Origin of the sequence: Burkholderia sp. AU45251, from assembly GCF_030482905.1 — a bacterium.
In the GTDB taxonomy this organism is placed as follows: domain Bacteria; phylum Pseudomonadota; class Gammaproteobacteria; order Burkholderiales; family Burkholderiaceae; genus Burkholderia; species Burkholderia aenigmatica.
On the sequence record NZ_JAUJQH010000033.1, the window covers coordinates 1 to 15,155 of the forward strand.

Annotated in this window: 13 protein-coding genes and 1 tRNA gene; 10 read left to right on the forward strand and 4 right to left on the reverse strand. The window is 64.0% G+C overall.

Annotated features, from left to right (window positions below):
• The first annotated feature begins 301 nt into the window (after nt 1–301).
• Nucleotides 302–1,459 carry a cation diffusion facilitator family transporter gene (locus tag QZM67_RS35555; protein ID WP_043185092.1) on the forward strand — a complete coding sequence of 386 codons (1,158 nt, stop codon included), beginning with the start codon at nt 302–304 and terminating at the stop codon, nt 1,457–1,459.
• A 48-nt stretch (nt 1,460–1,507) separates the two neighbouring features.
• On the opposite strand, the gene QZM67_RS35560 is transcribed toward QZM67_RS35555, so the two are convergent.
• The 3 genes from QZM67_RS35560 to QZM67_RS35570 form a co-directional block, all read right to left on the reverse strand.
• Nucleotides 1,508–1,978: an Lrp/AsnC family transcriptional regulator gene (locus tag QZM67_RS35560; protein ID WP_006477376.1), complete on the reverse strand. Its 471-nt coding sequence runs from the start codon at nt 1,976–1,978 to the stop codon at nt 1,508–1,510.
• A 79-nt stretch (nt 1,979–2,057) separates the two neighbouring features.
• On the reverse strand, nt 2,058–2,717 hold the full coding sequence (locus tag QZM67_RS35565; protein WP_174954877.1) for an exonuclease: 660 nt from the start codon (nt 2,715–2,717) through the stop codon (nt 2,058–2,060).
• Nucleotides 2,714–3,358, reverse strand: coding sequence for an MBL fold metallo-hydrolase (locus QZM67_RS35570; RefSeq protein ID WP_301810664.1), 645 nt, complete (start codon nt 3,356–3,358; stop codon nt 2,714–2,716). The genes QZM67_RS35565 and QZM67_RS35570 overlap by 4 nt, the downstream gene beginning before the upstream one ends.
• A gap of 656 nt (nt 3,359–4,014) precedes the next feature.
• Here QZM67_RS35570 and QZM67_RS35575 point away from each other — a divergent pair.
• A complete protein-coding gene (locus tag QZM67_RS35575) occupies nt 4,015–4,623 on the forward strand; it encodes a septal ring lytic transglycosylase RlpA family protein (protein ID WP_041492997.1) in 609 nt (202 codons plus the stop codon).
• A gap of 109 nt (nt 4,624–4,732) precedes the next feature.
• On the opposite strand, the gene rsmI is transcribed toward QZM67_RS35575, so the two are convergent.
• Entirely contained in the window at nt 4,733–5,614 is an 882-nt protein-coding gene (gene rsmI, locus QZM67_RS35580) for a 16S rRNA (cytidine(1402)-2'-O)-methyltransferase (RefSeq protein WP_301810667.1), read from the reverse strand.
• 46 nt (nt 5,615–5,660) lie between these two features.
• On the opposite strand from rsmI, the gene QZM67_RS35585 reads away from it, so the two are divergent.
• From QZM67_RS35585 to QZM67_RS35620, 8 genes are all read left to right on the forward strand, one after another.
• Complete coding sequence (locus tag QZM67_RS35585; protein WP_175024266.1) at nt 5,661–6,089, forward strand: YraN family protein; 429 nt, start codon at nt 5,661–5,663, stop codon at nt 6,087–6,089.
• A 126-nt stretch (nt 6,090–6,215) separates the two neighbouring features.
• Complete coding sequence (locus QZM67_RS35590; RefSeq protein ID WP_089449709.1) at nt 6,216–6,800, forward strand: SIS domain-containing protein; 585 nt, start codon at nt 6,216–6,218, stop codon at nt 6,798–6,800.
• A gap of 17 nt (nt 6,801–6,817) precedes the next feature.
• A complete protein-coding gene (locus QZM67_RS35595) occupies nt 6,818–7,618 on the forward strand; it encodes a BON domain-containing protein (RefSeq protein WP_301810670.1) in 801 nt (266 codons plus the stop codon).
• Nucleotides 7,615–7,980 carry a c-type cytochrome gene (locus tag QZM67_RS35600; protein WP_301810672.1) on the forward strand — a complete coding sequence of 122 codons (366 nt, stop codon included), beginning with the start codon at nt 7,615–7,617 and terminating at the stop codon, nt 7,978–7,980. The genes QZM67_RS35595 and QZM67_RS35600 overlap by 4 nt, the downstream gene beginning before the upstream one ends.
• 66 nt (nt 7,981–8,046) lie before the next feature.
• A tRNA-Ala gene (locus QZM67_RS35605) sits at nt 8,047–8,122 on the forward strand.
• Between the two features lie 430 nt (nt 8,123–8,552).
• Nucleotides 8,553–11,324, forward strand: a complete 2,772-nt coding sequence (locus QZM67_RS35610; protein WP_175024233.1) for a type VI secretion system Vgr family protein — start codon at nt 8,553–8,555, stop codon at nt 11,322–11,324.
• A gap of 18 nt (nt 11,325–11,342) precedes the next feature.
• Nucleotides 11,343–13,679, forward strand: coding sequence for a hypothetical protein (locus tag QZM67_RS35615; protein WP_301810675.1), 2,337 nt, complete (start codon nt 11,343–11,345; stop codon nt 13,677–13,679).
• A gap of 2 nt (nt 13,680–13,681) precedes the next feature.
• A complete protein-coding gene (locus QZM67_RS35620) occupies nt 13,682–15,148 on the forward strand; it encodes a virulence factor (RefSeq protein WP_301810677.1) in 1,467 nt (488 codons plus the stop codon).
• Nucleotides 15,149–15,155: the final 7 nt, after the last annotated feature.

Here is a 15,155-nt window from a genome sequence, read left to right on the forward strand (position 1 = left end):
GTGGCTCCTAGCCGACGAAGCCGCGGTTCTGCAAAGCGGCCCCGAAAAGAGCTAACCTACTGTCCCATATACGGTTTCAAGCCCTGCGTGATTTGCGCGAAAGACTTGACACCGGCACTTTTTTGTTTCCGGCGGCCGCTACGCCCATTGTGTTGTCATGAAAATGTAATAATCCGGTGTGAATGGTAATACGACCTGTTCGCATAAGCGGTTGATTTAAATAAGAAATTTGTGGGTATTGGCAGGATTCAGGGGGCGCCCTTGATAGAATTGGGCATCGCTCACCGATATCTCATATTTCATGTCCACGTTTTCCGGCGACGCGCAGAGCGCAGATAAGCACGCGGTTGCGCGCAAGAGTACGTTCGTCAGTATTGTGCTGAATGTCGTGCTTGCGACATTTCAGATCGTCGTCGGCACGATTGCGCATTCGCAGGCATTGATTGCTGACGGGGTGCATTCGATTTCCGATTTGATCTCGGATTTTGTCGTGCTGGTTGCGAATCGGCATAGCGGCGCATCGCCGGATGCCGACCACAATTACGGACACAGCCGCTACGAGACCGTCGCATCGCTGTTTCTCGGCGCGATCCTGATCGCGGTCGGCGTCGGCATGCTCTGGCGGGCCGGCGATCGTCTCGTTAATCTCGAAAACATTCCGGCGGTACATTTTTCCGCGCTGATCGTCGCGCTGACGGTGCTCGTATCGAAAGAAGCGCTGTTTCGCTACATGCTGCGCGAGGCGCGGCGCGTTCGCTCGGCGATGCTCGTCGCAAACGCATGGCATGCGCGTTCGGATGCCGCGTCGTCGCTCGTCGTCGCGATCGGCATCGTCGGCAGCCTGGCCGGCGTGAAGCTGCTCGACCCGATCGCGGCGGCGATCGTCGGCTTCATGGTCGCGCGCATGGGCTGGACGTTCGGCTATGACGCGCTGCAGGACCTCTCCGACCGCGCGCTCGACACGACAGATACGGACGAGATCCGCGCGCTGCTCGCGGCGACGCCCGGCGTACGCGACGTGCACGACCTGCGCACGCGCAAGATGGGCGATGCCGCGCTCGTCGATGCGCACATCCTCGTCGATCCGAAAATCTCCGTCTCCGAAGGGCACTACATCGCCGAGACCGCGCGTGCGCGCGTGCTGACCGACCCGCGCGTGCTCGACGCATTGATCCACGTCGACCCCGAGAACGACGCGGCGCGCCGTCCGGCGCTCGCGTTGCCGCCGCGCGGCGAGATCGCGGCACGGCTCGAGGCCGCACTCGCGCAGCGCGGGCTGCACGCGGCGGCGATCAACCTGCATTACCTGAGTACGGGGCTCGAGATCGACGTGACGCTGGCCTGCGATCCGCACGACACCGATGCGGCGCTGGCCGGCCGGCTCGATGCCGACGCGCTGAAGCGCGAGTTCGGCGCGCGCCGGATCGGCTTCACGCGCACGATGCCCGCGCAGGCGTGACCCGCCGCCGGCCACCGCGCCGGCAGGCCGCCGGCGCATGCAGGCGTGTTACAGCGGCAGTTGCGTGTCGAACTTGATCTCGCGCAGCACGACGCTCGTGCGCACCTGCGACACGGCGGGAATCTTGAAGATGCGTTCGTGCAGGAACACGTCGTAGGCCTTGATGTCCGGCGCGACGATCTTGAGGATGTAATCGGCTTCGCCGGTCGTGCTGTAGCACTCGGTGACTTCCGGGCAGGTCGCGATCTCGCGTTCGAACTGCTCGACGCCGCCCTCGTTGTGGCGGGTCAGGTGCACATGCGCGAGCGCGCACACGTGCAGGCCGAGCTTCTCGCGATCGAGCAGCGCCGTGTAGCGCTGGATCACGCCCGACTGTTCCATGTCCTTGATGCGGCGCCAGCACGGCGTGCTCGACAGGCCGACCTGGTCGGAAATTTCCTGGACCGAACGGCGCGCGTCGAGTTGCAACAGGCGAAGGATTTTTTGCGAAAAGGAATCGAGCGTCACCTGCGCCTCCATGCGGCAGCTACAACACGCTGAATGTTAGAGGGCCGGGAAAGGAAAGGCAATCTGGCGTCGCGTTGTTGAGCGAGATTCGCTAATTTGCTCGTGGATCCGTGGGGATTTGTCCCGCCCCTGCGTTTTCCGACCGATCGGTGTCCGACACCGCGAGACCCGCGAGCGCGGCCTGCTGGCGGCGCAGGTCGGCGAGCATGTTGCAGAACAGCGCGCCTTGCTCGATCGCGTCGTCGAGCGCGACGTGCGTGTGCGGATGGTCGTCGAACCAGTGCTTCGGAAAGCGCGGCTTGATCGCCTTGCGGTACGGCAGGCCCGTCATCGCGAACGCGAGCGTCTTGATGTCGAGCGCCGACCACGAGAACGGGCAGCGCCCGGCGAAGCGCATCATGTACCAGAACATGAACGTGAAGTCGAAGCCGGCCGGCATCGCGACGAACACCGGCTTGCCGGGCAGCGCCTCGACCCAGTCGACGTATGCGACGAGCGCGGCTTCGGGCGCCTGCAGATCCTTCCGGCACGCGGCCCATGCTTCGGGCTCGGTCTTCCACCACGCTTCCTGCACCGGGTGCGCTTGCGCACCCGGCAGCGTTTCGAGGTTGGCCGAGAACGTCGCGATCAGCTGCTTGTCCTCGGTATAGGCGGCCGACGCGAAGCTCAGCATCGAGTGCGGGCCGGGAATCGGGCCGTCGGCCTCGACGTCGGTGCTGACGTAGATTTCCGGGATGGCGGTCTGGTTCATCCGAATACCTTGTCGGACACGAACGGGTTCGTGCGGCGCTCGTCGCCGAACGTCGACACGGGGCCGTGGCCCGGTACGAACGTCACGTCGTCGCCAAGCGGCCACAGCTTCTCCTTGATCGACCGGACGAGATCCTCGTGATTGCCGCGCGGGAAATCGGTGCGGCCGATCGAGCCCGCGAACAGCACGTCGCCGACGATCGCGACGCGATGCGCGCGGCTGAAGAACACGACGTGGCCGGGCGTGTGGCCCGGGCAGTGATAGACCTCGAGCGTCTCGTCGCCGAACTGCACGGTGTCGCCGTCGGTCAGCCAGTGGTCCGGCTCGAAGGTTTCGGCGGCCGGAAAGCCGAAGCGCTCGCTCTGCATCGGCAGCTTCTCGATCCAGAAGCGCTCTTCTTCTTGCGGTCCCTCGATCGGCACGCCGTAGTGCGTCGCGAGCGTTTTCGCGCCCGCGCAGTGATCGATGTGCCCGTGCGTGAGCAGCACCTTCTCGACCTGCACGTTCTGTCGCGCGACTTCCTGTTCGATCCGGTCGAGATCGCCGCCCGGATCGACGACGGCGGCGCGGCCCGTCTTTTCGCAGACGAGCAGCGAGCAGTTTTGCTGGAACGGCGTGACCGGAATGAGCGTGACTTTCATGGAGGCACCGGCGGCTAAAAGGAGCGATTGTACCGGTCGCGCGGGCCGCTTGCCGGTCGCGCGACGCGCGTCGCGGCGGACGCCTCCGGGCATTCCCGGAGCATGTCGATTGTTACGGCCATAGTGAGAATCAATGGTCCGCAGGGGGTGCTTTTCGGGTTGACCTTTTGGTTTATGTATAATGCGCTCCATTGCACGTGAATTTCACGCAATTCGCTGGTGTTTCGGCCCCGTTAAAAAGGGGCGTCGGAAGCACCGTCAAGCATCAGCCGCCGGGGAGTCCGGCGGTGTATCCAGCACCGAGATTTCGGTGCTCACGTCTTGTCCGGCCGGGTGCTGCGCGCCCGCCTGCGGCCCTGCTGCCGCGCCGCCGGATGAGGCCTGTGCCGCCGTTCCTGTGAGTCGGTCGTTTCGACGCGCGCGAACGTGAAGCCATGTTCGATGGCGGCATGTGGGGTCTGGTCAGGCTGTTGGGGACAGGTTGCGCCAGACGTGAAAACTAATCAGGACGGTTGCGGCATAGACGAAAGCCGCGCCCATGCTAGCCGCCTGCTCGCATCCGAGCGGGGCGTGCACGCATTTGCCGTCCGGGCCGCGTGTCTGCGTTGTGAAGCAGCGTTGTGAGGGAGCGGCCCGAACCAGAAGGCGACACGTCGATGAATTTACGTTTTCCGAGTCGATTCGGAACCATTGCATTGTTTTTTGCGCTGACGGGCTGTGCGGTGCCACCCAGCCAGACCACCGGTAGCGCGAACCAGAAGAACGCCGTCGACAAGACGGCCGCCGCCGCGAAAGCGGATAGCGACAAGCAGCTGAATTTTGATTCCGCGCTGGCGTCGATGCCGGCTGCCGACAGCAAGGACGCGAAGAAGTCGTCGCTGGCGGACGCCGAGCCGATCGACGGCAAGGATGTGTCCGATTTCCGCCAGACGGGCCGCGCATCGTGGTACGGGCGGGATTTCCACGGCCGCCGCACCGCGAACGGCGAGCGCTTCAACATGAACGCGCTCACCGCCGCGCACCGCACGCTGCCGCTGTCGTCGTACATCAAGGTGACGAACGCGTCGACCGGCAAGTGGGTCGTCGTGAAGGTCAACGATCGCGGGCCGTACAAGCGCGGCCGCGTGCTCGACCTGTCGTATGCGGCCGCGAAGCTGATCGGCCTCGTGCACGCCGGCACGGGCCGCGTGAAGATCGAAGGGTTGTCGCCGCAGGAAGCGCGCGAGGCACGCGACGAAATGTTCGCGTCGATCTCGGCGAAGTAACACGCAGCGGTCGACCGCTCATGCAAAAGGGCTGCCCTCGGGCAGCCCTTTGTCTTTTCTGCACCGCGCGACGCCGGCGCCGGGTTCCCGGTGCCGGCCGGCTCGCGCGTCAGCCTTCATCCTTCAGTGCGAGCGCTCGCGCGTACAGCGTGTTGCGCGACGCGCCCGTCAGCGCGGCCGCGAGCTTGGCCGCGCTCTTCACCGGTACCTCTTCCAGCAACAGCTTGAGCAGCGCGTCGTGCGCGGTGTCGTCGGCTTCGCCGTTCGTCTCCGGCGCGCCTTCGACGACCAGCACGAATTCGCCGCGCTGCCGGTTCGCATCGCCGGCGAGCCAGGTCTGTCCTTCGGCCAGGGTGCCCTGGAACAACTGCTCGTGTAGCTTGGTGAGTTCGCGCGCGATCAGCAGCCGGCGCGCGGGGCCGAACGCATCGACGAGCGCGGCGACGGTTTCGGCGATCCGGTGCGGTGCCTCGTAGAACACCAGCGCATACGGGTGCGACACCAGCGCCTGCAGCGCGGTCGCGCGCTGCTTCGCCTTCGGCGGCAGGAAGCCCGCGAACGTGAACGCGCCGGCCCAGTCGCCGGCCACGCTCAGCGCGGTCACGGCCGCGCTAGCGCCCGGCAGCGGGATCACCGCGAAGCCGGCGGCGCGCACCGCGTCGACGAGCCGCGCGCCGGGGTCCGAGATGCCGGGCGTGCCGGCGTCCGATACGTAGGCCACGCGTTCGCCGCCGCGCAGCAGTTCGATCACGCGCTGGGCGGCTTCGCGTTCGTTGTGCTCGTGCACGGCGATGAGCGGTTTCGAGATCCCGTAGCGGGCGAGCAGCTGGCCCGTGTTGCGGGTGTCTTCGGCCGCGATGCGGTCGGCGAGGCCGAGCACGTGCAGCGCGCGCAGCGTGATGTCGGCGGTGTTGCCGATCGGCGTGGCGACCACGTAGAGCGCGGCGTCCGGGTAGTGCTGCGTTTGCGCGAGTTCGAGGAGGGCAGTCATGGCAGGCAATGCGCGCAATCGCGGCGCAAGCGGAACAAGGACGGCATTGTGCCACGCGGCGCCGGCCCGGCCGGGCAACGGGCACGGTTTGCCGCGCGCGGGCGACAACTTTTCCGGCGCGGCGCGATCCAAACCGGTCGGCGCGGCGTTCGAGCAGCGCGCGCGGCAGTTTCTCGAGCGCCGCGGCCTCGTGTTCGTCGCGGCGAACGTGACGATGCGCGGCGGCGAGCTCGATCTCGTGATGCGCGAACCCGATGGCATGCTCGTGTTCGTCGAGGTGCGCGCGCGGCGCAGCGTCCGGCATGGCGGCGCGGCTGCGAGCGTCGGCTGGCGCAAGCAGCGGCGCCTGGTTGCGGCCGCGCTCCAGTTCTGGGCGCGGCACGGCGCCGGTGCCGCGTGCCGCTTCGACGTCGTCGCGTTCGAGGCCGGCCGGCTCGCGTGGCTGCGCGACGCATTTCGTGCCGACGATGCGTAGCCGCGAGCTGTGACGAGATGTAAAGAGTTCTTGCCGGACCCCCGGAGAGGGTGCCGGAGTACGGTAAACTCGCCGCACCCACGATGTCGCGCGATGCGTGCCACGCGCCCAGTTCACCAGGAATCGATGTCAGTCGAACGTATTCAGCAACATTTCCATGACAGCGTCGCGCTTCTCGCCGAAGCGGCCGACGCACTGTCGTTGCCGATCGCAGCCGCGGTCGACGCGATGTTCGCCGCGCTGGCGAACGGCAACAAGATCGTCGCCTGCGGTGACGGCCTGTCGGCCGCCGCCGCGCACTACCTCGCGGTGTCGCTCGTCGGCGGCTTCGAGCGCGAGCGCCCGGGCTTGCCCGCGATCGCGCTGGCAACCGACGCGTCGCAGGGCGGCCTCGCGGGCGCGGTGTCCGCCGAGCAACTGTTCGCGCAGCAGGTGCGCGTGCTCGGCCAGACCGGCGACATCCTGTTGGTGCTCGATCCGAGCGGCGCATCGCCGCGCGTGCTGGCGGCGATCGACGAAGCGCACGAGCGCGAGATGACCGTCGTCGCGCTGACGGGCGGCGCTGGCCATGCGGTCGCCGCGGCGCTGTCCGATACCGATATTCCGATCAGCGTGCCCGCCGTTCGCGCGGCGCGCATCCACGAAGTCCATCTGCTGACCATCCACTGCCTGTGCGACGGCATCGACGCGATGCTGCTGGGTGAGGATTGAACGAAGGAGAGCCGTCGATGAATCAAAGCCGCGTCAAACAGACGCTCGTCAGAACCACGCTGCTTGCTGCGCTGACGGCGGGCCTCGCCGTGTCGCTGCAGGGGTGTGTGCTCGGGGTCGTGGGCGCAGCGGCCGGTGGCGGTGCGCTGATCGCGACCGATCGCCGTACGCTCGGCGCGCAGACGGAAGATCGCGAGATCCAGGTTAAGTCGCTCACGCAGATCAACAACGGGCTGCCCGACCAGTCGCACGTGAACGTGACGGTGTTCAACCGCCGCGTGCTGCTGACGGGCGAAGTGCCGAACGATGCGTCGAAGCAGCGCGCCGAGGAGATCGTGCGCAGCATCAACAACGTGAACGGCATCGTCAACGAGCTGTCGGTCGAGCCGGCGTCGTCGCTGTCGTCGCGCGCGAACGACTCGTACCTCGAAGGGCGCGTGAAATCCGAGCTGATCGCGACGAAGGGCATCTCGGCGAACTACTACAAGGTCGTCAGCGAACGTGGCAACCTGTACCTGATGGGGCTCGTGACGGTTGACGAGGGCAATCGCGGTGCAGAAGCCGCCAGCCAGGTGCCGGGCGTCGAGAAGGTCGTGAAGGTGTTCCAGTACGTGAAGCCGCAGGACGCGCAGGCGCTGCAGGACGCATCGCCCGCGAGCGGCGCATCCGGCGCACAGGCTTCCGCCGCACCGGCGGATAGCGCGACGGTCGGCGCCGTGCCCGACGCGTCGGTGCAGTCCACGCCGCTGCAGTCGCCCGCGCCGATTTCGAATTCGTCGAGCGTGCACCCGGGCAATCCGAAGGCACCGTCGCAATGAAGAGCAGGCAGATGAAGCAGATGAAACAATGGATGGTGCAGGGCGCCGCGGCCGTGGCGCTGCTGGCGGGTACGTTCGGTGCGGTCGCGCACGCGGATGTCGGCGACGGCTTGAAGGTGGCGCGCGGCAACGCGTGCATGGGCTGCCACGCGGTCGACCGCAAGCTCGTCGGCCCGTCGTTCAAGGATGTCGCCGCCCGCTACAAGGTCGATCCGCAGGCCGTGGCAAAGCTGTCGAAGAAGGTGAAGGAGGGCGGCTCCGGCGTCTGGGGCGCCATTCCGATGCCCGCGCATCCGCGCATGAGCGACGCCGACGTGCGTTCGGTGGTCGAATGGGTGCTGGCTGGCGCGCCGTCAAAGTAACGTTTCAGGGGTGACTTAACCCCTATTGCCAAGCGCAGAAATGCGTGTGTATGATGATTGACTGTTGGGGCGGTAGCTCAGCTGGGAGAGCGTCGCGTTCGCAATGCGAAGGTCGGGAGTTCGATCCTCCTCCGCTCCACCAACGGAATTCGAAGGGCTCGATCGTTTTGGGACAGGAAGGGTAATGCTGCACCGAGTGCAGCGTTGTGTTTCCGCCCGGGCGTACAGCCTTATGCATCGCAAACAAAAAGCCGGCCTCGTGCCGGCTTTTTGCTTTTCTGCTCGACATCGGCGTGCGCGCACGTTGCTTCGTCGACTTCCTCTTCAGCCGCTTGTTTTTCCGCGCGAATCGCTCGATCCCCTCGGGCTACGGCCGGCGCCTCCCCGCGTGATGCCGGAATCCGTCATTTTTAGTCAGATTGTGTCGGCAACCGGCATGGATACCCGTAGGGTGCCGAAATATTTCCGTGAATTTGATATGCTCGCTGTCACAAATCGGTAGTGTGACCGTGCCAAGACGCGCGTCGCAAAGCCGAAGCCAACGGGTCGACAACAATATTGAGAGAACGGCTGTGTCGATAAACGAGACAATAAGCAGCTTTGCATCGGGGGTGGTCGACTGGAACCGTCGACCGGTCGCCTTGAATTTCGGCAAGGCGCAAGAAGCACTGGGGCACTTGCTTGCGCTGCAGCACGCGCACGTGCACGAGGGATTGATGACCGGCATTCGCGGGCATCTGACCTGCGTGTCGGCGCGCCACAACCTGCCGCCGCGGCTGTTCCTCGGCGTCCCTGTCTCGATCCGGCTCGTCACCGATCGGGGGCAGCTGCACTTCGTCAACGCGATCATCCAGGACGTGCAGATCGGCCAGAGCGACGGCGAGCTGTGCGTGTACCAGCTGGCGGTGTGCGATGCCCTGTCGTTGATGGACAAGCGCACGAATTCCCGCGTATTCCGTCAGAGTAGCGTCGTCGACATCCTCTCGACACTGTTTACCGAATGGCGTCAGCGCAGCCCGGCGCTGGCGGCGGCCTTCGAGTTCGACCTGTCAGGCTTGAGTCGCGACCGATATCCGGCGCGTGAACTGACTCGCCAGGTCAACGAATCGGATGCGGAGTTCGTGCGCCGCCTGCTGCGACGCGAGGGCATTACGGTGTTCGCCAAGGCCGGCGCGGGCGAGGGCAACAGTCACGACGACACGCCCGCGCACACGCTCGTGTGCTGCGACGATCCGATGTCGCTGCCCCAGGCACCGGCCGGTACGGTACGGCTGCATCCGCGCGACGCCGCCACCGAAGAGCGCGACACCGTCACGCTGTTCGCCCTGCATCAGCGCCTGACGCCCGGGCAGGTCGGCCGCCCGTCATGGGACTACAAGAAAGCGCGTATCGACGAGTCGACGGTCGCGACGAGCCTCGATCAGGGCGCGGCCGGCAACGACCTGGCGCAATTGCTGACCGATGTCGCGATCGACATCCCGCATGCGGGCGATTCGTGGAACGATCACGAGCGCCTCACGCGTGCCCGGATGCTCGCGCATCAGTTCGAAGCCGAGCGTTACGACGGCGTGAGCAGCGTACGCGACCTTGCCGTCGGCGCATGGATCACGCTGACCGGCGATCCCGAACGGGACATGCAGCCCTCCGACCAGCGGCAGTTCGTGATTACGTCGATCGACCACGATGTCTGGAACAATCTGCCGAAAGGGCTGACCGACCGCGTGCAGGCGCTGTTTGCCGCGAGCCGGCATCTGGCTTATCCGTCGCCATTGCAGCAGCCAGCCGCAGCGACCGAGCCCGACACGCGCTACGAGAATCATTTTACCTGCGTGCGGCGTGGCGTACCGCTTGCGCCCGCATACGACCCGAAGATCGACTTGCCGCCCGTGCATCTGCTGACCGGCACGATCGTCGGCCAGCAGGGCGAGGAAGTGTTCTGCGATGCCGACGGCCGCGTACGCGTGCGGATCCACGGTCTCGATCCGGCGGATCATGCACATGCGCAGGGCGCGGGCACGAACGACAACGCCGGCGACAGCGCGCCGATCCGTGTCGGGGCGAGTCTCGCCGGCGGAAGCTTCGGCGCGCTCTTTCTGCCGCGTGTCGGCATGGAAGTCCTGATCGGCAGTCTCGGCGGCGATCCGGATCGGCTGGTCATCATCAACGTGCTGAGCAACGGCGTGAATCCGCCGGCGGCCTTCACCCACATCGGCAATCTCCCCGGCAACCGCTATGTGTCGGGGATCAAGACCAAGGAAATCAAGGGGAGCCGGTATAACCAGCTGCGCCTCGACGATACGCCGGGACAGATTTCCAGTCAGCTTGCGAGCGAGCACGCGCATTCTCAACTGAATCTGGGGTACCTGACGCAGCCTCGCCAGGACGGCCGGGGCCACGACCGTGGAGAGGGCGCGGAATTGCGCACCGACGCGGCCGCCGCGCTGCGGGCCGCGCAGGGGATTCTGCTGACGACCTATGCACGCTCGCAGGCGAGCGGCGGGCAGCTCGATCGTGACGAGTTGCTGCGACTGCTCGGCGAGTGCACCGAGTTGTTCAAGTCGCTAGGCGACTATGCGGGTCAGCATGGCGGTCAGGCCGCCGATACGGCGGGCCAGCAGGCGGTCGCGGCTGCGTTCAAGGGCTGGACACCCGGCAGCGGTGCGTCGGGTTCCGGCAACGACGCTGCCGGGTCGCAGGCGCTGATGGCGTTCGGCGCGCAAGCCGGTTCGGTTGCGATCACGCCGAAGACGCACGTGACCTACGCCGGCGAGAACATCGACCAGGTCGCGCAACAACATGTCCAGTTGACCAGCGGGCAGCGCATCACGCTGCACGGCGGGCGCGGCGTCGCGATGTTCGCCCACAGCGATGGCGTGTCGGCGATCGCGAATCAGGGCAAGGTGACGCTACAGAGCCAGAACGACGACACGCAGATCGATTCCGCGAAGAACATTCAGTTCACGGCGGCTGGCGGCAAGCTCGCGGGCATGGCGAGCGAAGAGGTGGTCTTCACGACCTCCGGCGGCGCGTACCTGAAACTGCACGGCAGCGATATCGAGTTGGGGTGCCCGGGCAGTTTCACGGTGAAGTCGGCCGGGCACTCGTGGCAGGGGCCGGCGAGCATGAGCACGGACATGCCGAAGTTCGATCACGCGCCGCTCGGGCGCGTGCCGAAGCTCGTGCGGGCGACCGATGGGCAGGCCGTCGAGGGCATGCAGGCGGAAATCACGAAAGCGTCGGGCGAAGTGATCAAGGGGCAGTCCGATGCCGCGGGCAAGCTTGCTCCGATCCAGAGCAACCAGTTCGAACCGTTCGTCGTGAATTTCTTCAAGAACAAGATCTGACCGGGGATAAAAATAATGATGGCAGACACAGCCGATACTGCACCGGCTAGTCCGGGTGCATCTGAAAGCAATCCGTCGGCACAGGCCGCAGCGAGCGACGGTGGCGGTCTCGATCCGCGCACGCCTGCGGGCGGCGGCGCGTCGGGGGGCGGTGACGATTCGCAGAATCGCTACCTGATCGCCAACGGTAATGGCGTGGTGACACTCAACCAATCCGACTACCTGTGCGTGATGCAAATGCCGTTGCCGGGCATCGTGATTTTCGTGCACGGGGTCAACTCGGAAGGGGAGTGGTTCGAGCCGGGTGAAGAGGGGCTTTGTGCGGGCTTGAACAAACGCCTTGGGCGCGAAGACGATCATCTGACGCACCGCGGGCCGCAGGGCGGCCAGATGGGCCCGATGCATTACACGACAAGCCTGACCGACGATGGGTTCATTAATCCGAAGCTCACGTCGAAAAGCTACCTCCAGCCGGACGAAAATACTTACTCGCCGGTCATTCATTTCCGTTGGGGCTATAAAGCGAACGCGGCGGAACTGAAACGCTACGGCGAGTCGATCTTCCTGAATGAAAAGAACTACTGGGGGGGCGGTCCATTCGCGAACGGTTGCGGCAGCCTGCCGGACCTGTGGAACGCGGGTGTCGATCCACGCATCTTCGGGTTCATCAATGTGCAGGGCATTAACCCCACGCAGCGCCCGATCTTCGAGACGCCGCCGCGCATGTACAACGTGCTGGGCGCACTGCGCCTGGCGAAACTCATTGGTTCGATCCGGAAGGTTCAGAAGGATGTCCCGATCACGGTGGTGTGCCATAGCCAGGGCAACATGGTCGGTATCGCCTCTGCGTTCCTCGGCGACCGGCTGTCGGCGACGGCTGGCGTGAGATGCGTAGCCGACACCTATGTGCTGGCCAACCCGCCGTACGGCGTTGTCGGTTCCATCGAGGGCGACAACTCACCGTTCATGGAAAACTGGACGGAGCGCACCGACAAGGATTCGCACGGTAATCGCGGTCGGGTTGAATCTCAGGCGCGGGTGAAGACTTTGAAGGCGTTCTTCGAGCTGATCGCGCAGAGCAAGGATGCGGAGGACCAGCGCGACCCGCTCGACTATCGGATGACGATGGCAAACATGAAGCCGGGCGAAGACGGCAAGCCCGCCTACGATCCCGACAACGATAGAAAGCAGTATGGCGTCCAGAACCACACCTACGGCCGCGTGACCCTGTATTCGTGCCCGCACGATCAGGTGATTTCCGCCGCCCCGGTACAGGGGATGGGCTGGCGTGGGTTGCATCCTAAAGAGGTTGAACTCGTGAAGGGCTCGAGCCTGTTCACGCAGCGCGTATTTGCCACCAACTTTCAGGTTGGCCAGGAGTCGCCGGTCGTCTACCGGACATGGGAGGATGACTGGCGCTACGAACGAGGGTCGTCAAAGCTGTTTTTCTATCCGACATCGCCCCCTGCGAAATTCAGCCTTGTCAAGGCGCTGCGAGGTAATCCGAACTGGTATGGCAAGGTCGGAACTTTCACGTTTGCTCCAGTGCTGTATATCGTGACGGCGGCTACATCGGCGTTCGGTATGTTTCGCACCAACGCCGATCCACCGAAGGGCTGGCATGTGCTGTGTGATGCGCCGGGCTTGCCGGAACCCTTCTTCCCGCAGGCGCTCCGCTTTGGGGCGGTCGTGCGGGTGAGGGATGGCGATGCAGAGAGCGATTTCAACGAGGACAACGATCCGGTGGCGGCTCAGCGTAACAAGAACAAGACAACAATAAACACGGCAGATCCATACGACACTTACAACGCCAAGGGCAAGCATGCAGCCGAGATGGCCCCGCACGGAGATGCGAGCACCGAAGCATCACAGCGTTACGAAGATCGCGCGATCGCACGCATGGAGGCGCGCCACAAAGACAACCCGGAATGGGTCAAGGGTGGCGAGGTCGTTGGTGAGGCCGGCCCCGATGCACAGATGCCCGATGGCTATCAGAAATGGCGAAACAAGCAGATCGTGCACATTCTCGATGCGAAAGTGAATAACCCTACGAACCATTCGACGATCATGACCAATCCGATGCACGCGGAGAAGGCGTTGGCATATGATGTCGCGATTGGTATCTGTCGAATTTCGTCAAAACAGTTGAACAAGTTTCGGGTCGAGGCGGACTGGCGGTTCGGCGAAGATCTGGAAAAGGACAATCCGAATAAGGCTTTTTCGGAATACTTTAAATTTGGCACGATGAATGAGAAATCGCTTGTTCATTGGGGAGCTAACGATGGGGACGCAACACTTCCCGACACGATAGATGACACGCGTCAGGGTGGCGCATTGCTCGGTATCGGGGGGTGAGTATGAGATCGCTGCTTACCTCCCGGTCACTACGGTTTGCGCTGGCATTTGCTGCGGTTTTACTTGTGATGGGTGTCGTGGCAATAGAGACGTTTGGTCATGACGCGCAGACGCGAAGCATGGGAGAGGAAATGACACGATGGATAGGATTGCCGGCCTTGGCGGGGATTGCTGTATTTGCATTCGCTACAGCATGGTCATCGTCGAGCGCGGAGGCTGCACAGCCCACTTCGGCACCGACTCCCTCGATGCCGGTCCAGGAGAAACCATTTCTCGCACAAGTCGTAGGGTTGGAGTGGCTCAATCCTTTGCAGCGTCGCGACTATCCGACGGAATGGCAGTTGCTGTGGACCATGGGGCTTGTCAAGCCGAATAAGAACGACGATATGGTCAGAACGGATCCAAAGAGTTTTACATCCGTTAAACCTGTTGCGATTGTTGCCGATGGTAACGATGGGGATGAAAGTTTCGACGGATTCTATGAAAAATACGTCTCCAAACTCCTCGTTCTGTTTCATGACAAGTACGCGATGAATGGCCACTATTTCTATACGGTCCAGCCATCCGACAAGCGACACTGGCGGGAGTTGGCTGGTATCCGAATTGAATTCGCGATCCCCCCGCGACTGTCGCCGCAAGAAGCACGCGCATACCTACGCAAGGAAATGACCACGGCGTTTGCTATCGGAAACAAGGAGTTTACCGACCTATGGAGCAAGGACACGCCACCGGACATTCAGATCCACGTCGGCGGCGCAAATGCCGGCTTCACGTCACTGAACGCCGCGCTCGACTATCTGCAGAAGCATCCGCAGGAGAGCGTATGGGTGATGAACTGGGACGCGCCGAGTTTTCCGCCCAAAGACGAGCAGATGAACGAGAACCTTACCGTGCTGTTCCTCGCGGGCCCGGATCTGAAGACCGACCGTGAGCCACTCGCATGGATCGGCAAGGCGGCGACCGGCAAGGTGAGTGACTACGAGGCGAAGGCCGGCACCACGCGTGCGGTCCAGGCATGGAAGGCGACGATCACGCAGGCAGCTCAAAACGCAAACGTCGAGCCTGCAAGCGTCCAGTTCGTCGTGCACGACGCAGGCAAGGGCAGTGACGCCGCATCGTCACGTCTTGCCTCGCTGTCGCAGACGCTCACGGAAACTCTGCCGGAATTCGACTACACGAAGCAAGTCTTCAATACGTCGGCGCTGCTTGGCGACATGGGTGCGGGTACGGCGCTGACGGACATCGCGCTCGCGATCGGTCGGATCAACCATTTCGGCGGCAACGCACTGGTTGCTGGTACAACGGATGCCGGCCACCCGACTGCAGTCGTCGTGCTACCGCCGTCGAAGCTCACGCCGATCAATTCGAACGCCGACTGGTTCCGCGCACGCGGCGAAAACAATGCGTATCTACCGTGGTGGGGGCGTCGACACGACACGAACTACGGCATCCAGGGTTACTCGTACTGAGGAGCAT

Bases quoted from the DNA above. Each gene is read 5' to 3' on its own strand.
- QZM67_RS35570 (WP_301810664.1), bottom strand. From the start codon at position 3,358: ATGAAAGTCACGCTCATTCCGGTCACGCCGTTCCAGCAAAACTGCTCG.
- QZM67_RS35595 (WP_301810670.1), top strand. From the start codon at position 6,818: ATGAATCAAAGCCGCGTCAAACAGACGCTCGTCAGAACCACGCTGCTT.
- rsmI (WP_301810667.1), bottom strand. From the start codon at position 5,614: ATGACTGCCCTCCTCGAACTCGCGCAAACGCAGCACTACCCGGACGCC.
- QZM67_RS35600 (WP_301810672.1), top strand. From the start codon at position 7,615: ATGAAGAGCAGGCAGATGAAGCAGATGAAACAATGGATGGTGCAGGGC.
- QZM67_RS35555 (WP_043185092.1), top strand. From the start codon at position 302: ATGTCCACGTTTTCCGGCGACGCGCAGAGCGCAGATAAGCACGCGGTT.
- QZM67_RS35590 (WP_089449709.1), top strand. From the start codon at position 6,216: ATGTCAGTCGAACGTATTCAGCAACATTTCCATGACAGCGTCGCGCTT.
- QZM67_RS35620 (WP_301810677.1), top strand. From the start codon at position 13,682: ATGAGATCGCTGCTTACCTCCCGGTCACTACGGTTTGCGCTGGCATTT.
- QZM67_RS35615 (WP_301810675.1), top strand. From the start codon at position 11,343: ATGGCAGACACAGCCGATACTGCACCGGCTAGTCCGGGTGCATCTGAA.
- QZM67_RS35560 (WP_006477376.1), bottom strand. From the start codon at position 1,978: ATGGAGGCGCAGGTGACGCTCGATTCCTTTTCGCAAAAAATCCTTCGC.
- QZM67_RS35565 (WP_174954877.1), bottom strand. From the start codon at position 2,717: ATGAACCAGACCGCCATCCCGGAAATCTACGTCAGCACCGACGTCGAG.
- QZM67_RS35575 (WP_041492997.1), top strand. From the start codon at position 4,015: ATGAATTTACGTTTTCCGAGTCGATTCGGAACCATTGCATTGTTTTTT.